Below are 22,556 nucleotides of genomic sequence, written 5' to 3' on the forward strand. Positions count from 1 at the left end.
AAATGAGGGAGCGAGTAAACTCGCTCCCTCATTTTTTGTTTGTGCTGCCTATGGATCAGCTCTCGGCAAACGCCATGCGTTCACGTGCCACGGGAGCCTTTTCCGAATGCTCCAGTTGCATGCAGCGCTCCAGAAACAGGTGCATGTAGTCATAGCTTTTGCAGACAGCCTGGCGCAATTCCACTTGCAGCGACTTGCTCGGGTTCATGCCGGCCAGCGTGCAGATGATTTCCAGCGCTTCCCATGGATGGGCGTCATCGTACTGGGCGTGCATCTTCAACCACTTCATGGCCCGCTTACGATCCTCCTCAGGGAAGGCAGCCGCATACACGCCACTGGAACAGACCAGTGCCGACCACTCTCCGGTGGCGCCTTCGATCGCATAGTTGGTGGCGGCGATGGCAACGATCAGAGAATCCGCCGAGCTGGTGTGCCAGCACCAGTGACTCAACGCGTGAAGTTCCGGGGCAACGTTTTGCGCCTGCAGATCTTCCAGGCTGACGCCGTGTGCCCGACTCCAGTTCACCCAGTAATCGGCATGGTTCAATTCGACACGAATGTTGCGCATCAGCCAGCGACGCGCCATGTCCTCACCGGGGTGGCGGGCAAAGCGGGTCTTGGTCAGGTTCTGTGCCATGTATAACGCGAACTGCTCAACCACCGGCCAGCCACCAATGAGGTACTGACGCATGGTTTTTGCGCTGAGTTTGTTATCTCGCATGCGCTGATACAGTTCGTGTTCTACAACCCGGCGCTTACTCTCGCTGCAATCCTTGATGAGCTGTTGCGCCCAGGCAGGATAACTTGCAGCTTCCATGAGTGGTCCGGTTCGGTTGAATGTGTCGATCACTGTCGGGCTCCTTTTGATTGTGATTGTTAGGATCAGCTAGAGATTTCAACGGAACGTACCAGGCGCCTTGAATAACAAAGGTTGGGGCCTGGCGGGACGACTTTGCAAACTATCGCAGGTAAACAGATGCGGGCGTTCAATGACATACCCTTGAGCGAAATCGACCCCGATCTCCAGCAATGCCTGCTCGATCTGGGGCGTCTCCACAAACTCGGCAATCGTGCGTTTACCCATGACATGGCCGATGTGATTGATCACTTCTACCATGGCGCGGTTAATCGGGTCGTCCAGCATATCCTTCACGAAACTTCCATCGATCTTCAAGAAGTCTACAGGTAAATGTTTCAAGTAGGCGAACGAGGACATCCCGGCGCAGAAGTCATCCAATGAAAAATGGCAACCTAAACCTTTGAGTTCGTTGATAAATCTAATGGCGCTTCCCAAATTTGAAATTGCACTGGTTTCTGTAATTTCAAAACAAATCATTTCAGGAGGAATGGACCACACAACGAATTGCTCACGCAAGAAGTCCAGAAACGCATCATCTCCGATAGTAGTGCCTGACAGATTGATCGCACACATGGCCAACGGGCCTTTGCGTTCTTCTGCAATACATTGGGCAATGATCTTGAAAACGTTTTCCACCACCCAACGGTCCAGCGCAGTCATCAGCCCGTAACGCTCTGCCGCCGGAATGAAACTGTCAGGCAATATCATGCGCCCGGCTTCGTCATGCAGACGTAGCAGGATTTCTATATGCCCGCCCCCTTGTTGAGTGTGTCCAAGCGGCGCGATTTCCTGGGAGTAGAGGCAAAAGCGGTCTTCTTCCAGCGCCATGTGCAGGCGCTGCACCCACGCCATTTCACCGAATCGCAGGGACAACTCCGAATCATCGGCATGATAGACCTGCACACGATTACGCCCCTTCTCCTTGGCCATGTAACAGGCCATATCCGCGGCGCGCAACGAGGCTTCAAGGGTGGTCGGCGTTTGCGCGACATGAACCAGCCCGATGCTGACCGTTGTCACGAAAGGCCGGCCTTTCCAGACGAAATGCAGATTCTGCACGGTCTGACGCAGGCTCTCGGCAATTTTCTCGGCCGCTTCCGGCGGACAGTTTTCCAGCAGAATACCGAACTCGTCGCCACCCAGTCGTGCCAGGGTGTCACCTTCGCGCAAGCCCGATTGCAGCAGCGCGCAGATATGCCGCAACAGTTCATCGCCCGCCGCGTGGCCGCAGGTATCGTTGACCAGTTTGAATTGATCCAGATCGAGAAACATCAACGCGTGGCGACCGGAGTGCCGCGTCAGATTGTGCATTGCCTGCTCCAGGCGATACTCAAACTCCCGGCGGTTGGCCAACCCGGTCAAGGCGTCATGGGTCGCCTGCCAGGACAGATTGGCGATGTACTGGCGCTCCTGAGTCATGTCATGCAACACCAGCACCGTGCCACTGACCTTGCCGGCATTACGGATCGGCGCGCCGACCAGGGTGACCGAGACGGTGCTGCCATCCAGGCGCTGGATCAGTTTGGAATGTTCGCTGCCACCACTGAGCTGACCGCTCAGGATGTGTTCAATCAGCGTGAACCCATCCGCCTGAGCGTTTTCATCCAGCAGATTGAACAAGGCTGCCAGCGGCAAGCCCATGGCTTGCTCGCCTTTCCAGTGGGTCAGTGCCTCGGCCGCCGGGTTCATGTAGGCGATCGCCCCCTCGACATCCGTGGTAATGACCCCGTCGCCAATGGATTGCAACGTGATCTGCGCCCGGTCCTTCTCCAACTGCAAGGCCTCGGCGAAAGCGTGGCGCTGCTTGAGCAGTTTGTGCGTGCGCATCAGGGCCAATGCAATCAAGCCCAGGGCCGTGGCGAGGTTCGTCACCAGCAGCAGGCGCAAAATCAGACGCGAGCCCTCGCCCAAGGCATCACTGAACGCTTTGGCGGCAGGCGTCACACCGTCGTTGATCGCAAAAATCTGCGCCTTCCAGCGCTGGATGTCGGCGTCCGATGCCTGGCCTTCGGTAATGCGCTGATGCATCTCCTGGGCGACGTCATCGAGCCGCACCAGATAGGCATCACCCACCGTCCAACGATCAATGGCCTTTTCCAGGTAACTGAAGTGCCTGAAATTGAGGTACAGCCAGATCAAGCTGGAGACGTCGTCAGGGTGGTTGCCACCTTTAAGAATGGCTACACGCGCAGCTTCGATATTCGGCGGTTCGTGGTCCAGCGCCAACCGCAACTCGTGGCCCCCCTGAGGGACGGCAATGGCGTTCTGGTACTTGAGAAAAATCGCCCCATCACGGCTGTCCGCGTAGAGATTAAGGTAATAGATGGCATCCTTCTGGCCCTTGGACCAGAGGCTTTCTCCGGCGACATAGCCGCGAACCGCCGAAAGCACATACAGACTGACCCCACCCAATAGCGCCTGAAACAGCACTACCGCGATAAATGGCCAGACGATGCCCAACAACCTTGGCGTTCCGAGAGTCCGCTTTTGCTTCATGAGGTCCCTTGTATTAGCACTACCAGATCATCATTCCACGTGATCGCTAAAGCTAGACTAGGGTGCGTAATCGATCCCGGCAAGCCAGCGCCCATATTTTGCGCATACACGTGCCTGCGACCGATCAGCGCTTCGCCGTCGAGCCGTGGACCTGTACCGCATTTTTTATTCATTCGGGCTGAAACGGGGTCTCCCTCCCGTCGGCCACATACTAGCGCATCTGCAGGCGTTGAATCTGACAACCTGGAACTACCCACGAGCCGGAAATCCGCTTCAACGCACCATCGAGGCGTGCGTGTCGACGACCAACAGGCTGACAGCAATACTGTGCAAAATCAGTTAATTGGCAGACCGGGAAACAGCCTTCACAGTTCCAAAAACCGACGCAGGATGATTCTGAAGTGCGACGCACTTCACTCAATGTTGCTGCAAATGCCCATAAAGCTTGGCGTACAAACCACCTTCGGCAATCAGTTGCTGATGGTCGCCATCCTCGGCAATTTGTCCTCCGTCGAACACCAGCACGCGATCGGCCTGCTTCACCGCCGACAACCGATGCGCGATGATCAGCGTGGTGCGGTGGCTCAGGAACCGCGCCAACGCCTGGTGCAGGTTGTATTCGGTGGCCGCGTCCAGCGCCGAGGTGGCCTCATCGAGAATCACGACCTTGGGCTCGGCAAGCACCATCCGTGCAATGGCCAGTCGTTGACGCTGACCTCCGGATAAACGCACCCCGGAACGTCCGACGATGCTGTCCAGACCATCGGGCAACTCTCGAACGGTCTGGTGCAACTGCGCAATTTCCAGCGCCTGCCAGCAGGCCTCGTCGCTGCGCAGACGGCCCATCGTCAGGTTGGCACGGATGGTGTCGTTGAACAGCGCAGGGTGCTGCAAGACCACGGCAACATTTTCCCGCACGACCTCCAGACCGATCTCCTGCTGAGTCGAACCGCCGAAGCGAATGCTCCCGGCAAGCGGCGTGTACAGCCCCAGCAGCAATTGCACCAAGGTGCTTTTGCCGCCGCCACTGGCACCGACGATGGCCACTTTTTCACCGGGTGCGATGGACAGGTCCATCTTGTTTAATACCAGCTCGTCGCTATAGCCGAAGCTCAGCCCCCGGACTTCAATGCCCACGGTCTCACGCCCCTGGAACGGGTCGACCCCACCGGGGTATTGCGGCTCATCGGCGCGGGCCAGCAGTTCGTTGATCCGTGACAGTGCACCGCCGGCGGCGTAATAGGCGTACTGCAAATTGAGCAGTTGCTCCACCGGACCGATCATGAACCAAAGGTAGCTGAACACCGCCAGCATCTGGCCGATGGACAGGTCGGAAAACAGCACGGTGAGCATCGCTGCCGCACGGAAAATATCGATGCCGAACTGGAACAGCAAACCGCTTGCACGGTTGGAGGCATCGGTTTTCCACTGCGAATTCACGGCGTAATCGCGCACTTCCCGGGCGCGCTGTCCCAGACGCCCGAGGAAAAACCCCTGACGGTTGCCGGCGCGCACTTCCTGAATGGCATCGAGTGTTTCGGTCAACGCCTGGGTGAAGCGCGAAGTACTGTCGTTCTCGAGTTTCTTCAGGTGCTTGACCCGCTTGCCCAACTGCACCGTTGCGTAAATCACCAACGGGTTGAACAGCAAAATCAGCAGCGCCAGCTTCCAGTGCATCCACATCAGGATCGATGCGGTGCCCACCAGCGTCAGCATGGCGACGAGAAAACGGCTGAGGGTTTCGCCGACGAATTTATCCAGCGTGTCCAAGTCGGTGACAAGGTGCGTGGTCACCGTGCCGCTACCCAGGCTTTCGTATTCGCCCAGGGAAATGCACTTGAGCCGCTCGATCAACCGCACGCGAATGCGATAGACGATGTCCTTGGCCAACGCCGCAAACAACTTCGCCTGCACCACGTTGAACAACAAGGCGCCACAGCGCAGCAACAAGGTCACCAGCAGCATCAGGCCGATGTAGCCTGCTGCTTTCTGCCAGCCTTGGGGCAGTGCGTGATTCATGATCTTCAGGGCTGCGTCGCCGTGCCCCAGCAACACTTCGTCGACCAGCAATGGCAGCAGCAACGGAATCGGCACGCTGCACAAAGTAGCCAGCACCGCGACGCCATTGGCGATCCACAGGGATTTTTTATGGTGCAGGGCCAATCGACGGATTTCGGCCCAACTCAGCCGATCGACACGCTTGGGAACGGGCGCGCCATCGGGCAGGTCATGCACAGGCGGCGCGCTCCAGCCAACGGCCAAGCAACGGCGACAACTCAATCAAGGGTTGGTAACCGTTGGTCAACAGCGCCAGTTGACCGTCACGTTCAGCCAGCAATGTCGGGAAGCCGGCAATGCCCAGGTCCTGAACCCAAGTGAAATCAGCAGCGGTCGCGGCGTGCTGATCGGCACGGTCGAACGCGGCGGCAAATTCGATGCGTGGCAGACCGGCTTTCTCAGCCAGTTCCACCAGCACACTGGCGTGCGTGACATCGCGACCTTCGGCGTAGAACGCATGCTGAATCAGCCCGAGTAGTTTCCACGCGCAATCCGGCGCCAGGCTGCGCGCGGTCACCAGTGCCCGGCAGGCAGGCTCGGTGTCGTAGACAAACCCGTCTGGCAACGCGCCTTCAATTTTGAACGGCTGGCCGGTGGCCTCTTTGACCGCCTGCCAGTGTTCAAGAATGTAGCGCCGGGTGGTCGGCTCCAGCGCCGAGCCACTGCCGGTGCGCAAACCGCCGACCACCAAATGCACCTCCACGCCTGCCGCATGCGCCTGCTCGACCAGCGCATTGGCCACCGACGCAAAGCCCCAGCACCAGGAACACATCGGGTCCATCACATAGAGCAGGCGGCGTACAGACATGATTCAAGCCTCGGAAGGGGTTTGCTTGTAGTTGTAGCCGATCGGGTGAGGCAAGTTGCGCGCCTTGGCCAGTTCGATCTGCTTCTGCCGATCAATGGCACTGCGCCGGGTCTTCTCGCTCAGCGTGTTCCAGCAATGCGGGCAACTGATGCCGGCCACGTAGTGCTCGGAGGCGCGGTCTTCGACGCTTACCGGCGTACGACAGGCATGACACTGATCGTAGTCGCCTTCGCTGAGGTCATGACGCACGGTCACGCGGTTGTCGAACACAAAGCAGTCGCCCTGCCATTTGGTTTCTTCCTGCGGCACCTCTTCGAGGTACTTCAGGATGCCACCCTTGAGATGGTAAACCTCATCGAAGCCCTGGCTGAGCATGTAGCTCGACGCCTTCTCGCAACGAATGCCGCCGGTGCAGAACATCGCGACTTTCTTGTGCACGGCAGGGTCGAAATTGGCTTTGATGTAATCAGGGAATTCACGAAAACTGGTGGTTTTCGGATCGATGGCGCCTTCGAAGGTGCCGATCGAGACCTCGTAATCGTTGCGGGTGTCGATCAACAGCACTTCAGGATCGCTGATCAGCGCATTCCAGTTCTGCGGATCGACGTAGGTGCCGACCTTTTTGTTCGGGTCCACGCCTTCGACGCCGAGGGTGACGATTTCTTTCTTGAGCTTGACCTTGGTGCGGTAGAACGGCTGATCGTCGCAGTACGACTCTTTGTGGTCGATGTCGTCCATGCGCGGGTCGTTCTTGAGCCAGGCCATAAGCCCGTCAATGCCTTCACGGCTGCCGGACACGGTGCCGTTGATGCCTTCTTCGGCGATCAGCAGCGTGCCTTTGACGCCGTTATCGACCATCGCTTGCAGCAATGGCTCGCGCAGGGCGACGTAATCTTCCAGAGTGACGAACTTATACAGTGCCGCCACGACAATCTTTTGTGTCATGGGTGATTCTCCAGGTGGCTACCCTCGCAAAGGGTGAACCGGATGCGAAAAAAAACGCGCCGGGTGAGCGGCGCGTTGCGGATTTTAGCAAGAAAGCAGCTTCGAGCGGTAAGCTTCAAGCGGCAAGTTGAAGCAGGTCACCGTAATCTTGCAGCTTGCAGCTTGAAGCTGCTTTTTACTGCTTTCCTCCAGCACAGGTTGGCGAGGCCGGAGCCGCATCGATCTGTGCCCATTCTTCTGGCGTGTAGGTATGCAGCGCCAACGCATGGAACTCGCCCATCAGCTCGCCGAGCGTGCCGTAGACTTTTTGGTGACGCTTGACGCGGTTGAGCCCCTCGAACTGCTGGCTGACCACCACGGCCTTGAAATGGGTCTGCAACCCACGGCTGTGCATGTGGCTTTCATCCAGCACTTGCAGGTGCTCGGGCTGTAACAGGCCCAGCGTCGATTCAATGCGTTGTTGCATGGTCATACCGAACTCCGCTTATGGCTTTTTCTTGGCAGGAGCAGCGGCGCCTTTAGGCTCCAGCTCGGCCGTCATGTCAGCCAGCAGTTTGTTGACCACAGGCACTGCGCTTTCCAGCTTGGCTTGGGTCATCTGGGCCGATTGCTGAGTCAGCTGCGGCATTTTTTCCAGGACTTTCTTGCCCAGTGGCGACTGGTAGAAAGCAACCAGGTCCTTGAGCTCGGATTCGCTGAAGTTGGTGGTGTAGAGCTTGACCATGTCCGGCTTCAGCTTGTTCCAGCCAATGGCTTGGTCCAGCGCTGCGTTGGCTTTGGCTTGGTAAGTTTCCAACAAGGCTTTTTTCGATTCAGGGGCTTTGGTCTGTTCAAAGCGCTGAGCGAACATTTGCTGCACTTGCATGTACACCGGAGTGCCCAATTTGTCAGCGTGCGCCAGGGTCAGGAAAGCTTCGGCACTGGCGTTGTGGCTGGCGGTATCGGCAAAAACAGGGCCGCTGGCGCAAACCAGTGCAACCGCGGTACAGATGGCACGAAGACGAGTCATCGAGTTTCCTTTTCTAGCAGGCGAGGTAAAACCCCAAGGGCGTCCATTCTGCGCCTAAAAAAGTGTGTCACTCAACCCCAAGCCTTGTCGGGTCTGATTTAGAGGGGTTGAACGGTCAAAATCCAGACTGATGGAACCACGGCCGGCGATCACGGCCTAAACTGCGCTATCGACCTACAGGAGTGTGCAAGATGAGCCGTATCGAAACCGACAGCCTTGGCCAGGTGGAAGTCCCGGATGAAGCCTACTGGGGCGCTCAGACGCAACGCTCGCTGATTAACTTCGCCATCGGCAACGAACGCATGCCGCTGGCTGTGCTGCATGCACTGGCGCTGATCAAGAAAGCCGCGGCGCGGGTCAATGACCGCAACGGTGATCTGCCGGCCGACATCGCCCGGCTGATCGAACAGGCCGCCGACGAAGTGCTCGACGGCAGCCACGACGACCAGTTCCCGCTGGTGGTCTGGCAGACCGGCAGCGGCACCCAGAGCAACATGAACGTCAACGAAGTGATTGCCGGACGTGCCAACGAATTGGCCGGCAACCCACGCGGCGGCAAGTCGCCGGTTCACCCCAACGATCACGTCAATCGCTCCCAAAGCTCCAACGACTGCTTCCCGACGGCCATGCACATCGCCACCGTTCAGGCGGTCCAGCAGCATTTGCTGCCGGCCATCAGCGAGCTGTCTGGCGGGTTGGCCGAGCTGTCGGCGCGGCACATGAAACTGGTCAAGACCGGCCGGACCCACATGATGGATGCCACGCCGATCACCTTCGGCCAGGAAGTCTCGGCATTCATCGCGCAACTGGATTACGCCGAACGGGCGATCCGCAGTGCGCTGCCGGCAGTGTGCGAGCTGGCACAGGGCGGCACCGCCGTCGGCACCGGGCTGAACTCGCCGCATGGTTTCGGCGAGGCGATCGCTGCCGAATTGGCCGCCCTCTCCGGCCTGCCGTTCGTCACCGCACCGAATAAATTCGCCGCGCTGGCCGGTCATGAGCCGCTGACCACGTTGTCCGGGGCACTGAAAACCCTTGCCGTGACCCTGATGAAGATCGCCAACGATCTGCGCCTGCTGGGTTCCGGGCCGCGAGCCGGGTTCGCTGAAGTGAAGCTGCCGGCCAACGAACCGGGCAGCTCGATCATGCCGGGCAAGGTCAACCCGACGCAGTGCGAAGCGCTGTCGATGCTTGCGTGTCAGGTCTTGGGCAACGACGTCGCCATCGGTTTTGCGGCGAGTCAGGGCCACTTGCAATTGAACGTGTTCAAACCGGTAATCATCCACAACCTGCTGCAATCGATCCGATTGCTGGGCGATGGCTGCAGCAACTTCCAGCAACATTGCATCGCCGGCCTTGAGCCGGACGCGGCGAAAATGGCCGAGCACCTGGAACGCGGATTGATGCTGGTGACGGCGCTGAACCCGCATATCGGCTACGACAAGTCGGCGGAGATTGCCAAGAAGGCGTACGCCGAAGGGCTGACGCTGCGGGAAGCGGCATTGCAGTTGGGCTATCTGACCGATGAAGAGTTTGATGCGTGGGTGCGGCCGGAGAATATGCTGGAGGCCGGGGCCAAAGGCTGAATCTTGTAGTGATTGAGTTGATCGTTCCCACGCTCTGCGTGGGAATGCAGCCCGGAACGCTCCGCGTCCCTGCCGAAGCGGACGCGGAGCGTCCATTGAGGCATTCCCACGCAGAGCGTGGGAACGATCAGCTCACGGACATCCGAACGCGCCGGGCCCGAAGCCCCGCCATCAACGACGGCCCCAATGCCACCAGCGCCGATCCCAGCACCACCAGCACCGCCCCGCCATACCCCAGACCATTGATCGTCTCGGCGTGCACATACTCCGGCCACAACCACGCCGCCAAAGCGACAGCAGCGAACGTCACTAACGGTGTAATCGCCAACGTAGCACTGACCCGTGACGCTTCCCAATGCGCCAGCGCTTCGGCAAATGCGCCGTAGGCAATCAGCGTGTTCATGCAGCACGCCAGCAGCAGCCAACCTTGAAGCGGACTCAGTTGCAGCGCTTCCAGCGGATGCACCCATGGCGTTAGCAACAGAGCACAGAACAGGTAAATCACCATCATCACCTGCAATGAATTCCACACCGTCAGCAATTGCTTCTGCCCCAACGCGTAAAAGGTCCAGACGGTTGAGGCCAACAACACCAGCAACACGCCCGCGGTGTAATCGCTCAGCGACGTCAGCAACTCGACCAGACGCTGGTTGAAAAACAGCCCGAAGCCAATCAACAGCACCAGCAGGCCTATCCCCTGCCCCACGCTGAACCGTTCCTTGAACACAAACAGACTGGCGATCAGCAACATGATCGGGCCCATCTGCACTACCAGTTGCGCGGTGCCGGGGCTGAGCAGGTTCAGGCCCGTCAGGTACAGCACGTAGTTACCGACCAGACCGAGCACCGCCATCACCACCAGCCAGCCACCGCGCGGGCCGAGGACTTTACGGCTGGGCAGGCGCCTGGTCGCGGCCAGGTAAATGAAATGAACAGGCAACCGCCGGACACGATCAGGCGAAACCAGGTCACCGTCACCGGGTCCATCACCAGCAGCACTTGTTTGAGTTTGATCGGCAGGATTCCCCACAACAACGCGGTCAGCAAGGCCAGGCAGAGACCGTAAACCCAGCGACCGGATGAAATGTGCATGCGAACCCCGAAAAAGCCAGATAGCAAGAGACACCATTCTAGGCTCAGACCGGAGTGCGACACAGGCACAGTTACCGCCAGGCCGCGAATGAAACTGTGCAGGTCGCATCAAAAATCTGGCGAAGTGCCGTCGATCAGCTGGACAGGCGCCGCAAGTGGTTCATGCATAAGCTCATTGGGTCTGCTAACAGCAACATCCAACAGGAGACAGCCATGTACGGCATGCGCGCCAAGGACCCAGCTCCCGCCACGTACTTTCGCAGTGACCGTTTGTGCCGTGTGAATGGACAATTGTTTTTCGTCACCCGGGAGAACACCCTCGAGGGGCCGTTTGAAAACCGGGAGAAGGCGGCGCAGGAGATCCAGGCTTACATCGAACGCAGGCTGCTTGTGCGTATGAGCCTGTAGACCGAGGCGACTGCATCGCGGGCGAGCCCGCTCCCACATTGGAATGCGATCCACTGTGGGAGCGGGCTTGCCCGCGATAGCTATTTAACAACCGCTACAAATCTTGAAGTACTTAACGCACCGCCTCAAACAACCCGGTCGCCCCCATCCCGCCACCCACGCACATGGTGACCACGCCGTAGCGCACATTGCGCCGTTGCAACTCACGCACGATATGCCCGACCTGACGCGATCCGGTCATGCCGAACGGGTGACCGATGGATATCGAGCCGCCATTGACGTTGTACTTGTCGTTATCGATCTCCAGGCGATTGCGGCTGTACAGGCACTGCGAAGCGAAGGCTTCGTTGAGCTCCCAAAGGTCAATGTCCGCCACCTGCAAACCCTTGGCCTTGAGTAACCTGGGCACCGAGAACACCGGGCCGATCCCCATTTCGTCCGGCTCGCACCCAGCTACCGCGAACCCACGAAAAAACGCCTTAGGCTTCAGACCCAGTTCCAGCGCTTTTTCCAGGCTCATCACCAGCGTCATCGACGCGCCATCGGACAATTGCGAAGAGTTGCCCGCCGTCACCGAGCCGTCTTCAGTAAACACCGGCTTCAACCCGGCCAGGCTTTGCAGCGTGGTGTCCGGGCGATTGCAGTCGTCGTGATCGACGATACCGTCGAGGATCTGAATCTGGCCGGTGGCCTTGTCTTCAACCCGATACTTCACCGCCATTGGCACAATTTCATCGTCGAACAATCCAGCGGCCTGCGCTTGAGCGGTTCGTTGCTGACTTTGCAGGGCGTACAGATCCTGCTCTTCACGGCTGACGTGGTAACGGCGCGCAACGATTTCGGCGGTCTGCCCCATCGGGAAATAAATGCCCGGCACCTGCTCTTTCAGCAGCGGGTTGATGAGGTTATCGGTGTTGACGCTTTTCATGGTCAGGCTGATGGATTCCACACCACCGGCAACAATGATGTCGCTGCAACCCGAGGCGATCTGGTTGGCGGCAATGGCGATGGCCTGCAAGCCCGAGGAGCAGAAACGGTTCAAGGTCATGCCGGCGGTGCCGATGCCCAACCGCGACAACACCGCGACATTGCGCCCGATGTTGAAGCCCTGCGCGCCTTCGTTGGAACCTGCACCGACGATGCAATCCTCGACGCTGGCAGGGTCAATGCCTGAGCGTTCCAACAGCGCATTGACACAATGCGCCGCCATGTCGTCCGGACGGGTCTGGTTGAACTTGCCGCGAAAGGATTTGGCCAGGCCGGTCCGCACGCTGTCGACGATCACCACTTCACGCATGGCATACCTCATTGTTGTTGTCGGTTGAGAGTGGACCGAGCATAAGTCCACCGCATAACCGACCGCGACAATCATTCACCCCGCGTATGCGTAACCATCGCCTCACTGCTTGCGTTTTTTCGCTTTCCTCGCCTGTTTGTCTGATTTCTCGAACGCCTCTTCCAGCGCATGGTTGATCGTGCGCAGGACTTTGACCCGAGCCCAGCGCTTGTCATTGGCTTCCACCAGGGTCCACGGCGAGATTTCGGTGCTGGTGCGGTCAACCATGTCGCCCACCGCCGCGCGGTAAGCGTCCCATCTGTCGCGATTGCGCCAGTCGTCTTCGGTGATCTTGAAACGCTTGAAGGGAATATTTTCGCGCGCCTGGAATCGCTCAAGTTGCGTCACCTTGTCGATAGCCAGCCAGAACTTGACCACGATAACGCCCGAATCGGAAATCTGCTCTTCGAAATCATTGATCTCGCTGTAAGCCCGCAGCCAGTCGGCGGGCGGGCAGAAGCCCTCAACGCGCTCGACCAATACCCGGCCGTACCACGATCGATCGAACACCGTGAACTTGCCCTTGGCCGGGATGTGCCGCCAGAAACGCCACAGATAGGGCTGCGCCCGTTCCTCTTCGGTGGGCGCGGCAATCGGCACGATGTTGTACTGACGGGGGTCGAGCGCCGCGGCGACCCGACGAATCGCCCCGCCCTTGCCCGCCGCATCATTGCCTTCGAACACCGCCACCAAGGCGTGTCGGCGCATGCGTTTGTCGCGCATCAAGCCCGAGAACCGCGCCTGCTCGGTGATCAGTTGTTCTTCGTAATCTTCCTTCTCCAGATTCAGGGTCAGGTCCAGGCTGTCGAGCAGGTTCAACTGATCGACATGGATCGGCAGCGGCGCTGCGTTGACCTTGTCCGCGTGCACCTGGGGACGCTGCAGGGCATTTTGCAAACCTTCGAGCAGGATCTTGCCCACCGTCAGGCTGCGATAATGCGCATCCACTCCTTCAATCACATGCCAGGGTGCGTAGTCACGACTGGTGCGGCGCAACACGCGCTCGCCGTATTTAACGAACTTGTCAAAAGTGGCCGATTGCTGCCAGTCCAGCGGACTGATGCGCCAACTGTGCAGCGGATCGTCGGCGAGCGCCTTGAGTCGCGCCTTCATTTGTTTTTTGGAAAGGTGGAACCAGAACTTGAAGATCAGCGTGCCTTCGTCGCACAACATTTTTTCAAAGCGTTCGGACTGGTTAATCGCCTGATCCAGCACCGCGTCCTTGAACAAGCCATGTACCCGACCTTGCAGCATCTGGCTGTACCAGTTGCCAAAGAACACCCCCATGCGCCCACTGGCCGGCAGCATCCGCCAATAGCGCCAGGCCGGTGGTCGCGCCAGTTCTTCGTCGGTCTGTTGATCGAACGTGCGGACCTCGATCAAGCGTGGGTCCATCCACTCGTTGAGCAACTTGACCGTTTCACCCTTGCCGGCGCCTTCGATGCCATTGATTAAAATAATCACTGCAAAGCGTTTTTGCTGCTGAAGGTCGAACTGCGCTTCAAGCAAGGCCTCACGCAGCGCCGGCACTTCAGCGTCATAGGTTTCTTTGTCGATAGCGTGACCGATTTCAGCAGATTCGAACATGGACAGCTCCCTTTCCCGTATTGAGCAAGACTAGCGGATTGGGCCGCCAGTCCGTAGAGAAATTCCCTCGGGCCAGGGTTATGAGGTGAGGAGCTGTCATGGATCAAGCGTCGTCACGGCGATCGGCTAGAATGGCCACCTTGCCGTTGCAGAGCCTGCCATGAAACCTGTATTGCCTAACGCCCAACTTGACTGGGACGACCAGGGACTCCCGCGTTCGCGAGTCTTTGACGATGTGTATTTTTCCAACCAGTCAGGCCTTGAAGAAACCCGCTACGTGTTCCTTGAACAGAACGGATTGCGTGAACGTTTTGCGGCGCTGCCGGCCGGGGGTCGACTGGTCATTGGCGAAACCGGCTTTGGCACCGGGCTTAACTTTCTGTGTGCCTGGCAGTTGTTCGAGCAGCAGGCAGTGGCCGGTGCGCGGCTGCATTTTGTCAGCGTCGAAAAATACCCGTTGAGCACCCCGGACCTGCAACGGGCACTGGCGTTATGGCCGGAGCTCAAGCCGTTTGCCGACCAATTGCTGGCGCACTACGTGGCGATCCATCATGGCTTCCAGCGACTGGTTCTGGACAATGGCCGCGTGACCCTGACCTTGTTGATCGGCGATGCACTGGAGCAGTTGCCGCAACTGGATGCACGGATCGATGCCTGGTTTCTCGACGGTTTCGCCCCGGCGAAAAACCCCGACATGTGGACCGCCGAACTGTTTGCCGAACTGGCGCGCCTGGCCGCGCCAGGATCGACCATCAGCACCTTCACCAGTACCGGCTGGGTGCGCCGCCTGCTGAATGCGGCAGGGTTCAAGATGAAGCGCACGCCGGGTATTGGCCATAAGTGGGAAGTCCTGCGGGGCGTGTTCCTGGGGTGGCCGGAAGACAGCGCTGTACCCGTTGCCGCCAAGCCCTGGTTTGCTCGCCCGACACCAGCGCCCGGCGAACGTCATGCGCTGGTGATCGGCGCCGGCCTGGCCGGTTGCGCGACTGCCGCCAGCCTCGCGGCGCGGGGTTGGCAAGTGAGTCTGCTGGAGCGACATGACGCACTGGCACAGGAAGCCTCAGGCAATCCCCAAGGCGTTTTGTACCTCAAGCTTTCGGCCCACGGTACGGCATTGTCACAGTTGATTGTCAGTGGTTTCGGTTACACCCGACGTCTGCTCGAGCATCTGCAGCGCGGCGTTGACTGGGACGATTGCGGCGTGCTGCAACTGGCGTTCAACGCCAAGGAAGAGCAACGCCAGGCGCAGTTGGCGCAAGCCTTTCCCGAAGATTTATTGCACACGCTCGATCAGCAACAGGCCCGGATTCGCGCCGGTATTGACCTGCAATGGGGCGGCCTGTTCTATCCCGAGGGCGGCTGGGTGCACCCGCCCGCACTTTGCACCTGGCAAGCAGCGCATCCGGGTATCCAGATCCTGACGCACCACGATGTACTGCAATTGCGTCGTGAGCAGGGGCATTGGCAGGCGTGGGACGGCGACCGGTTGCTGGCCAGCGCGCCGACGGTGGTACTGGCCGGTGCAGCCGACATCAAGCGTTTCGACTTCAGTAGCGATTTACCCCTCAAACGTATTCGCGGCCAAATCACCCGACTCCCCCAGACACCAGAAAGCCAAGGCTTGAGTACCGTGGTCTGCGCCGAAGGCTATGTCGCGCCTGCTCGCTTGGGTGAGCACACACTCGGCGCGAGTTTTGATTTCAACAACGATGACCTGACGCCAACAGCCGCCGAGCATGCCGGCAATCTGCACATGCTCGAAGAAATCTCGATGGACCTGGTGGCTCGACTTGGCGCCGACACCTTGCGACCCGAAGCACTCGAAGGACGCGCAGCGTTTCGCTGCACCAGCCCCGATTACCTGCCGATTGTCGGCCCTTTGGCAGACCGTGAGGCCTTCGTCGACGCCTACGCCTCCTTGGGCAAGGACGCCCGGCAAACCCCGGACATCCCGTGCCCATGGCTGGAAGGTGTGTACGTCAACAGTGGCCATGGTTCGCGTGGGCTGATCACCGCGCCCTTGTCAGGCGAATTGCTGGCGGCCTGGCTCGACGACGAACCATTGCCACTGCCCAGAGCCGTAGCCGAGGCCTGTCATCCGAATCGCTTTGCCCTGCGGCGCCTGATCCGGGGCCAATAAAACTCAACTGCGTGGCAGCGCACAGATGGCCAGATCTTCAATTCCCTACGCGGTCTGGTTCAACTGCTCGAAAAAACTGAAGTCTGCGCGGCTTCTTTTTCGGTCAGACTTACGCAGTGTTCCTTGTTCATACAAAAGAGCCTCTACCGTAGAGAATGCGTTGAACGATGAATAACGCAAAATCCCATTATTTTCAGCCGCTTAACCATCAGCATTACTCATCCATAACCTAACTATCTACCGCACGCGACCGCGCATTTTGAGTTATGGGCAGCCCCTTGAACTTGAACCCTTATTACTTATCGATCTAAAACTCCCACGATTTCACCGGGTCAGTTTCTGAGTACCCGGCACTTTGGCCGACTATCGATTGACCCTCCCCAACGGAAAAACCGGTAAGGAATTTATGTGCGGATTAGCTGGCGAGTTACGCTTCGATCATCAACCTGCGGACCTGGCGGCCGTTGAACGGATCACCCATCACCTGGCACCACGCGGTCCTGACGCGTGGGGGTTTCATGCCCAAGGGCCGATTGCCCTGGGCCATCGTCGCCTGAAAATCATGGACCTGTCGGACGGCTCGGCGCAGCCGATGATCGACAATCAATTGGGCTTGTCCCTGGCCTTCAACGGCGCGATTTATAACTTCCCGGAACTGCGCACCGAGCTTGAAAGCCTCGGCTATGCCTTCTATTCCGGTGGCGACACCGAAGTGCTGCTCAAGGGCTATCACGCCTGGGGTGAAGCGCTGCTGCCAAAACTCAACGGCATGTTCGCGTTCGCTATCTGGGAACGTGACGCCCAACGCCTGTTCATCGCCCGCGACCGTCTCGGCGTGAAGCCGCTGTACCTGTCGCGCACCGGGCAGCGCCTGCGTTTTGCCTCCGCTCTGCCGGCACTGCTCAAGGGCGGCGATATCAACCCGATCCTTGATCCGGTGGCACTCAATCACTACCTGAACTTTCATGCGGTGGTCCCAGCGCCGCGCACCTTGCTGGCCGGCATTGAAAAACTGCCGCCCGCGACCTGGATGCGCATCGAGGCCGACGGTCGTACCGAACAGAAAACCTGGTGGACCCTGCCCTACGGCCCACACGCCGACGAGATGAATCTGACGCTCGAAGACTGGCGTGACCGTGTCCTCGACAGCACCCGTGACGCTGTGGCGATCCGTCAACGGGCAGCGGTCGACGTTGGCGTCCTGCTTTCCGGTGGCGTCGATTCGAGCATGCTGGTCGGTCTGTTGCGCGAAGTCGGCGTCGAAAACCTGTCGACGTTTTCCATCGGTTTCCAGGATGCGGGCGGCGAGCGCGGCGACGAATTCCAGTATTCGGACCTGATCGCCAAGCACTACAACACGCAACACCATCAACTGCGCATCGACGAAAAAGAGATCATCGAACAACTGCCCGCGGCGTTTCGTGCCATGAGCGAGCCGATGGTCAGTCATGACTGCATCGCCTTCTACCTGCTGTCCCGGGAAGTGGCCAAGCATTGCAAAGTGGTGCAGAGCGGCCAGGGTGCGGATGAGCTGTTTGCCGGTTATCACTGGTATCCGCAAGTCGACGGCGCCGCCGATCCGTATGCCGCTTACCGCGATGCGTTCTTCGACCGTAGCTATGAAGATTACGCCGCCACGGTGCAGCCGAAATGGCTGACAGCGAATGACGCCGCAGGCGACTTCGTGAAGGAACATTTCGCACAACCCGGCGCCGATGCCGCCGTCGACAAGGCCCTGCGCCTGGACAGCACGATCATGCTGGTGGACGACCCGGTCAAACGCGTCGACAACATGACCATGGCGTGGGGCCTGGAAGCGCGCACACCGTTTCTGGACTATCGCCTGGTGGAATTGTCGGCCCGCGTGCCGGGCAAATTCAAACTGCCGGACGGTGGCAAACAGGTACTGAAGGAAGCAGCGCGACTGGTCATTCCGAGCGAAGTGATTGATCGCAAGAAAGGTTACTTTCCGGTGCCGGGCCTCAAGCACTTGCAAGGAGACACGCTGAACTGGGTCCGCGAACTGCTGCTGGATCCGAGTCAGGATCGTGGTCTGTTCAAGCCGGCCATGCTTGACCGCCTGCTGACCGATCCGCAAGGCCAGTTGACCCCGTTGCGCGGCTCCAAGCTGTGGCAGTTGGCGGCCCTGAACCTGTGGCTCAGTGAACAAGGAATCTGATCGATGAAACCTAACGCCACGGCGTATAGCCAACGCTTGTTGCGCGGTCAGTCGCCTACTTATGAACGCTTGCAGGCGCGACTGGCCGAAGACGGCAGTGAACTGGGCACCGCGCCCATTGCGGTGCATTGCGGCTGGGGCCGATTGCTGATCGGCCACACGTTTCCTGATCCGGCGAGCCTCGCCCAGGAGTTGCTCAATGAGCAGCCGGGCGAGCGAGACATTGCGCTGTACGTCGCCGCCCCCCAGCAAGTGTTGGGGCTGGAGCCGGCTCAACTGTTCCTCGACCCATCCGACACGTTGCGTCTATGGTTCAGCGATTACCGTCAGTCAACGCGCGTGTTTCGTGGTTTCAGGATTCGCCGCGCCCAGAGCGAAACAGACTGGGAGGCGATCAATCAGCTGTATCACGCACGCGGCATGTTGCCCATCGATGCACATCTCCTGACGCCGCGCCATCAAGGTGGCCCGGTTTATTGGCTGGCTGAAGATGAGGACAGCGGCGCAATCATTGGCAGTGTCATGGGCCTCAATCACCACAAGGCCTTCAACGACCCGGAAAACGGCAGCAGCCTTTGGTGCCTGGCGGTGGATCCGCACTGTTCGCGGCCCGGCGTCGGTGAAGTGCTGGTACGCCACCTGATCGAACACTTCATGAGCCGTGGCCTGAGCTACTTGGACTTGTCGGTGCTGCACGACAACCGTCAGGCTAAAAGTCTTTATGCCAAGCTCGGTTTCCGCAACCTCCCGACCTTTGCCATCAAGCGCAAGAATGGCATCAACCAGCCGTTGTTCCTCGGTCCGGGCCCGGAAGCCGAATTCAATCCGTATGCACGAATCATTGTCGAGGAAGCCCATCGCCGTGGCATCGATGTGCATGTCGATGATGCCAATGCCGGCATGTTCACCCTCAGTCATGGCGGACGTCGCGTACGTTGTCGCGAATCGTTGAGTGACCTGACCAGCGCCATCAGCATGAGCTTGTGCCAGGACAAAAGCCTGACGCATAAAGTGCTCAAGGCCGCCGGGCTGAACCTGCCGTCCCAGCAACTGGCGGGCAATGCCGATGACAACCTGGCCTTTCTCGATGAGCACGAACGGGTGGTGGTCAAACCTCTGGATGGCGAACAGGGCCAAGGCGTTGCCGTGGATCTGCAGACCATCGAGGACATTCAGCAAGCCATCGACGCGGCCCGCCAATTCGACAGCCGTGTGTTATTGGAAAGCTTCCACGAAGGCCTTGATCTGCGGATTCTGGTGATTGGTTTTGAAGTCGTCGCCGCGGCCATTCGCCGACCGGCCGAAGTGGTTGGCGATGGCCAGCATTCGATCGGTGCGCTGATCGAGGCCCAGAGTCGTCGTCGACAGGCCGCTACCAGCGGTGAAAGCAAAATCCCTCTGGACCACGAGACCCAGCGCACCTTGCAGGCGGCGGGTTACGACTACAACAGCATTCTGCCAGCCGGCGAGCATCTGTTCGTAAGGCGTACGGCGAATCTTCACACCGGTGGCGTCCTTGAGGATGTCACGGCGATCTTGCATCCGACCCTGGTGGATGCCGCCGTACGTGCCGCTCGGGCGCTGGACATTCCAATGGTCGGGCTCGACCTGTTGGTGCCTGCAGCGGATCAGCCGGAATACGTATTCATCGAAGCCAACGAGCGTGCGGGGCTGGCCAACCATGAACCGCAGCCGACGGCAGAGCGGTTCGTGGATTTGTTGTTTCCGCACAGTCAGCCAGCGGCTTCTTAATGATTAACGCCTGGAATGGCGCCTGTTTGCGAAGGCGCCAGTTCAGGCGAGATCTTTTCTCTCCTCATCGAAACCATCGATGCGCACAACTCATCAGGAGTTTCCATGACCAGCAAAATCCCTGAACCGGATCTCAACTACCTGCAAAAAGTCTTGCTCGAAATGCTCGCCATTCCCAGCCCGACCGGGTTTACCGACACCATTGTGCGTTACGTCGCCGAGCGCCTTGAAGAGCTGGGCATTCCATTCGAAATGACCCGGCGCGGTACGATCCGCGCAACGCTCAAGGGCAAGAAGAACAGCCCAGATCGCGCGGTTTCCGCCCACCTCGACACCATCGGTGCGGCGGTGCGTGCCGTGAAAGACAATGGTCGACTCACCTTGGCGCCGGTCGGTTGCTGGTCCAGCCGATTTGCCGAGGGCAGCCGTGTCAGCCTGTTCACCGACAACGGCGTGATCCGCGGCAGCGTATTGCCGTTGATGGCCTCGGGGCACGCGTTCAACACGGCGGTGGATGAGATGCCGATCAGCTGGGATCACATTGAATTGCGCCTGGACGCTTATTGCGCGACCCGTGCCGATTGCGACTCACTGGGCATCAGCGTGGGCGATTTTGTCGCCTTCGACCCGCTGCCCGAATTCACCGAAAGCGGCCACATCAGTGCTCGCCACCTGGACGACAAGGCCGGCGTCGCGGCACTGCTGGCGGCCATGAAAGCAATCGTCGACAGCGGCGCAGAGTTGATGATCGACTGCCATCCCCTGTTCACCATCACCGAAGAAACCGGCAGCGGCGCCGCGGCGGCATTGCCTTGGGACGTCAGCGAATTTGTCGGCATCGACATCGCACCGGTCGCCCCCGGCCAGCATTCCAGCGAGCACGCGGTGAGCGTCGCCATGCAGGATTCCGGCGGTCCCTATGACTATCACCTGTCACGGCACCTGCTTCGATTAGCCAGTGAAAACGAGCTGCCGGTGCGCCGTGACTTGTTCCGTTATTACTTCAGCGACGCGCATTCGGCGGTGACAGCCGGCCACGACATTCGTACCGCCCTGCTCGCCTTCGGCTGTGACGCTACTCACGGCTATGAACGTACGCACATCGACAGCCTGGCAGCGCTCAGCCGATTGCTGGGTGCCTATATTCTGAGTCCGCCGGTATTTGCCAGCGATGCTCAGCCGGCGAAGGGATCGCTGGACCGGTTCAGTCATCAGATCGAACACGACGCGCAGATGGAAAGCGATACGCGGGTGCCGTCGGTGGACAGTCTGGTGGGGCAGCGCTCCGAGAGCTGATTCACGACTTCATATCCGTGGCGGCAGGTCAGGCAATGAATGTGCCTAGGCTAGCCGTCACCGATCATTCGCCGTAGCATCGCGCCATTGTCAAACCGAGGTGCCTATGCTGATTCCCTACGACCAACTTGAAGTCGATACCCTGACCCGCCTGATCGAGGATTTCGTGACCCGTGACGGGACGGACAACGGCGATGACACGCCGCTGGAAACCCGCGTATTACGCGTCCGCCAGGCGCTGACCAAGGGTCAGGCACTGATTGTCTTCGATCCGGACAGCGAGCAATGCCAGTTGATGCTCAAGCATGATGTGCCCAAGCATCTGTTCGACTGAGCCTTTCAACGCCCCTTGTTTTTGGCCAGTTTGATCTGGATGCGCTCATAGACTTCGGCGCGATGCACATTGACGTTTTGGGGGGCTTCGACGCCGAAACGCACACTCCCTCCGTTGACGGCAAGAATGCGCACGGAAATGTTGTCACCGATGGAAATCATCTCGCCCACAACGCGGCTGAGTACAAGCATGGCATTCATCCTTCAGGGTTACCGGCCCTTGAAGATGCCCGTCGCACAGCGGCTCTTCAATGCAGCGAAGGCAAATCAGTCCTGCCCTACAGCGCACGACGATTCCCCCCGACGGAAACGTCTGACAAATCGCTTCATTCCAGCATCAGGAGGCAGAGAATCGCGGGCCGAACAAAATGATGCTGGCCCCGATCACGCACAACGCCACACCCAGCCAGTCCGAGCCCAAAGGACGAATCCGCTCGACCACCGCCAGCCAGCCGATCGACGCAACAATGTAGATACCACCGTAAGCGGCATAGGCGCGGCCCGCGTAAGTCGCTTCGACCCGAGTCAACAACACCGCAAACAAAGTCAGGCTGAGCAGCGCCGGTATGACCCACAAGGCGCTCTTACCTTGACGAAGCCACATCCAGAAGGCGAAGCAACCGGCGATTTCAAACAGCGCCGCGAGGAAAAACCACAAGTAATTGAGCATGC

General features: G+C 59.1%; 18 protein-coding genes and 1 pseudogene. 7 read left to right on the top strand and 12 right to left on the bottom strand.

The genetic code is table 11. The annotated features are described in order from the left end of the window. Positions 1–55: 55 nt before the first annotated feature. The 7 genes from BLQ41_RS26770 to BLQ41_RS26800 all read right to left on the bottom strand — a co-directional run bounded on the left by BLQ41_RS26770 (position 56) and on the right by BLQ41_RS26800 (position 8,175). Positions 56–817: a TenA family transcriptional regulator gene (locus tag BLQ41_RS26770; protein ID WP_390899676.1), complete on the bottom strand. Its 762-nt coding sequence runs from the start codon at positions 815–817 to the stop codon at positions 56–58. 78 nt (positions 818–895) lie between these two features. After that, a complete protein-coding gene (locus tag BLQ41_RS26775; protein WP_090186610.1) occupies positions 896–3,355 on the bottom strand; it encodes an EAL domain-containing protein in 2,460 nt (819 codons plus the stop codon). A gap of 417 nt (positions 3,356–3,772) precedes the next feature. After that, positions 3,773–5,590, bottom strand: a complete 1,818-nt coding sequence (locus BLQ41_RS26780; protein WP_090186613.1) for an ABC transporter ATP-binding protein — start codon at positions 5,588–5,590, stop codon at positions 3,773–3,775. Beyond that, positions 5,583–6,185, bottom strand: coding sequence for a DsbA family protein (locus BLQ41_RS26785; protein WP_197678964.1), 603 nt, complete (start codon positions 6,183–6,185; stop codon positions 5,583–5,585). The genes BLQ41_RS26780 and BLQ41_RS26785 overlap by 8 nt, the downstream gene beginning before the upstream one ends. A gap of 39 nt (positions 6,186–6,224) precedes the next feature. Continuing rightward, positions 6,225–7,166 carry an oxygen-dependent tRNA uridine(34) hydroxylase TrhO gene (gene trhO / locus BLQ41_RS26790; RefSeq protein WP_090186618.1) on the bottom strand — a complete coding sequence of 314 codons (942 nt, stop codon included), beginning with the start codon at positions 7,164–7,166 and terminating at the stop codon, positions 6,225–6,227. Between the two features lie 175 nt (positions 7,167–7,341). Beyond that, positions 7,342–7,638, bottom strand: a complete 297-nt coding sequence (locus BLQ41_RS26795; RefSeq protein ID WP_090186621.1) for a BolA family protein — start codon at positions 7,636–7,638, stop codon at positions 7,342–7,344. A gap of 12 nt (positions 7,639–7,650) precedes the next feature. After that, positions 7,651–8,175, bottom strand: a complete 525-nt coding sequence (locus BLQ41_RS26800; protein ID WP_033055281.1) for a DUF2059 domain-containing protein — start codon at positions 8,173–8,175, stop codon at positions 7,651–7,653. Positions 8,176–8,366: 191 nt separating this feature from the next. On the opposite strand from BLQ41_RS26800, the gene BLQ41_RS26805 reads away from it, so the two are divergent. After that, positions 8,367–9,761, top strand: coding sequence for a class II fumarate hydratase (locus BLQ41_RS26805; protein WP_090186624.1), 1,395 nt, complete (start codon positions 8,367–8,369; stop codon positions 9,759–9,761). Between the two features lie 127 nt (positions 9,762–9,888). On the opposite strand, the pseudogene BLQ41_RS26810 reads toward BLQ41_RS26805, so the two are convergent. Next, a pseudogene (locus tag BLQ41_RS26810) lies at positions 9,889–10,853 on the bottom strand (DMT family transporter). A gap of 213 nt (positions 10,854–11,066) precedes the next feature. Here BLQ41_RS26810 and BLQ41_RS26815 point away from each other — a divergent pair. After that, on the top strand, positions 11,067–11,261 hold the full coding sequence (locus BLQ41_RS26815) for a DUF6316 family protein (RefSeq protein ID WP_090188857.1): 195 nt from the start codon (positions 11,067–11,069) through the stop codon (positions 11,259–11,261). Positions 11,262–11,373: 112 nt separating this feature from the next. On the opposite strand, the gene BLQ41_RS26820 is transcribed toward BLQ41_RS26815, so the two are convergent. Next, the gene (locus BLQ41_RS26820) at positions 11,374–12,558 is read right to left on the bottom strand and encodes a thiolase family protein (RefSeq protein WP_090186627.1); all 1,185 of its coding nucleotides are present in this window, start codon (positions 12,556–12,558) and stop codon (positions 11,374–11,376) included. 102 nt (positions 12,559–12,660) lie between these two features. Continuing rightward, positions 12,661–14,184 carry a polyphosphate:AMP phosphotransferase gene (gene pap, locus BLQ41_RS26825; RefSeq protein ID WP_090186630.1) on the bottom strand — a complete coding sequence of 508 codons (1,524 nt, stop codon included), beginning with the start codon at positions 14,182–14,184 and terminating at the stop codon, positions 12,661–12,663. Between the two features lie 160 nt (positions 14,185–14,344). On the opposite strand from pap, the gene mnmC reads away from it, so the two are divergent. The 5 genes from mnmC to BLQ41_RS26850 all read left to right on the top strand — a co-directional run bounded on the left by mnmC (position 14,345) and on the right by BLQ41_RS26850 (position 21,885). Next, complete coding sequence (gene mnmC, locus BLQ41_RS26830; protein WP_090186633.1) at positions 14,345–16,324, top strand: bifunctional tRNA (5-methylaminomethyl-2-thiouridine)(34)-methyltransferase MnmD/FAD-dependent 5-carboxymethylaminomethyl-2-thiouridine(34) oxidoreductase MnmC; 1,980 nt, start codon at positions 14,345–14,347, stop codon at positions 16,322–16,324. Positions 16,325–16,730: 406 nt separating this feature from the next. Beyond that, on the top strand, positions 16,731–18,503 hold the full coding sequence (locus BLQ41_RS26835; RefSeq protein ID WP_090186635.1) for an N-acetylglutaminylglutamine amidotransferase: 1,773 nt from the start codon (positions 16,731–16,733) through the stop codon (positions 18,501–18,503). Between the two features lie 3 nt (positions 18,504–18,506). Further along, a complete protein-coding gene (gene ngg / locus BLQ41_RS26840; protein ID WP_090186637.1) occupies positions 18,507–20,255 on the top strand; it encodes an N-acetylglutaminylglutamine synthetase in 1,749 nt (582 codons plus the stop codon). A 105-nt stretch (positions 20,256–20,360) separates the two neighbouring features. Then, positions 20,361–21,551: an osmoprotectant NAGGN system M42 family peptidase gene (locus BLQ41_RS26845; protein WP_090186641.1), complete on the top strand. Its 1,191-nt coding sequence runs from the start codon at positions 20,361–20,363 to the stop codon at positions 21,549–21,551. A 106-nt stretch (positions 21,552–21,657) separates the two neighbouring features. Then, the gene (locus tag BLQ41_RS26850) at positions 21,658–21,885 is read left to right on the top strand and encodes a YheU family protein (RefSeq protein ID WP_010461751.1); all 228 of its coding nucleotides are present in this window, start codon (positions 21,658–21,660) and stop codon (positions 21,883–21,885) included. A gap of 5 nt (positions 21,886–21,890) precedes the next feature. Here the strand turns inward: BLQ41_RS26850 and csrA are convergent, their stop codons facing one another. Beyond that, positions 21,891–22,076: a carbon storage regulator CsrA gene (csrA, locus tag BLQ41_RS26855; protein ID WP_090186644.1), complete on the bottom strand. Its 186-nt coding sequence runs from the start codon at positions 22,074–22,076 to the stop codon at positions 21,891–21,893. Positions 22,077–22,221: 145 nt separating this feature from the next. Further along, the gene (locus BLQ41_RS26860) at positions 22,222–22,554 is read right to left on the bottom strand and encodes a YnfA family protein (protein ID WP_090186646.1); all 333 of its coding nucleotides are present in this window, start codon (positions 22,552–22,554) and stop codon (positions 22,222–22,224) included. Positions 22,555–22,556 lie beyond the last annotated feature (2 nt).

This window comes from Pseudomonas arsenicoxydans (assembly GCF_900103875.1).
GTDB lineage: Bacteria > Pseudomonadota > Gammaproteobacteria > Pseudomonadales > Pseudomonadaceae > Aquipseudomonas > Aquipseudomonas arsenicoxydans.

Coding starts and splice junctions, on each gene's coding strand:
- BLQ41_RS26770 (WP_390899676.1), bottom strand. CDS start 817: ATGGAAGCTGCAAGTTATCCTGCCTGGGCGCAACAGCTCATCAAGGAT.
- BLQ41_RS26775 (WP_090186610.1), bottom strand. CDS start 3,355: ATGAAGCAAAAGCGGACTCTCGGAACGCCAAGGTTGTTGGGCATCGTC.
- BLQ41_RS26785 (WP_197678964.1), bottom strand. CDS start 6,185: ATGTGTTCCTGGTGCTGGGGCTTTGCGTCGGTGGCCAATGCGCTGGTC.
- trhO (WP_090186618.1), bottom strand. CDS start 7,166: ATGACACAAAAGATTGTCGTGGCGGCACTGTATAAGTTCGTCACTCTG.
- BLQ41_RS26795 (WP_090186621.1), bottom strand. CDS start 7,638: ATGACCATGCAACAACGCATTGAATCGACGCTGGGCCTGTTACAGCCC.
- BLQ41_RS26800 (WP_033055281.1), bottom strand. CDS start 8,175: ATGACTCGTCTTCGTGCCATCTGTACCGCGGTTGCACTGGTTTGCGCC.
- BLQ41_RS26805 (WP_090186624.1), top strand. CDS start 8,367: ATGAGCCGTATCGAAACCGACAGCCTTGGCCAGGTGGAAGTCCCGGAT.
- BLQ41_RS26815 (WP_090188857.1), top strand. CDS start 11,067: ATGTACGGCATGCGCGCCAAGGACCCAGCTCCCGCCACGTACTTTCGC.
- BLQ41_RS26820 (WP_090186627.1), bottom strand. CDS start 12,558: ATGCGTGAAGTGGTGATCGTCGACAGCGTGCGGACCGGCCTGGCCAAA.
- pap (WP_090186630.1), bottom strand. CDS start 14,184: ATGTTCGAATCTGCTGAAATCGGTCACGCTATCGACAAAGAAACCTAT.
- mnmC (WP_090186633.1), top strand. CDS start 14,345: ATGAAACCTGTATTGCCTAACGCCCAACTTGACTGGGACGACCAGGGA.
- BLQ41_RS26835 (WP_090186635.1), top strand. CDS start 16,731: ATGTGCGGATTAGCTGGCGAGTTACGCTTCGATCATCAACCTGCGGAC.
- ngg (WP_090186637.1), top strand. CDS start 18,507: ATGAAACCTAACGCCACGGCGTATAGCCAACGCTTGTTGCGCGGTCAG.
- BLQ41_RS26845 (WP_090186641.1), top strand. CDS start 20,361: ATGACCAGCAAAATCCCTGAACCGGATCTCAACTACCTGCAAAAAGTC.
- BLQ41_RS26850 (WP_010461751.1), top strand. CDS start 21,658: ATGCTGATTCCCTACGACCAACTTGAAGTCGATACCCTGACCCGCCTG.
- csrA (WP_090186644.1), bottom strand. CDS start 22,076: ATGCTTGTACTCAGCCGCGTTGTGGGCGAGATGATTTCCATCGGTGAC.
- BLQ41_RS26860 (WP_090186646.1), bottom strand. CDS start 22,554: ATGCTCAATTACTTGTGGTTTTTCCTCGCGGCGCTGTTTGAAATCGCC.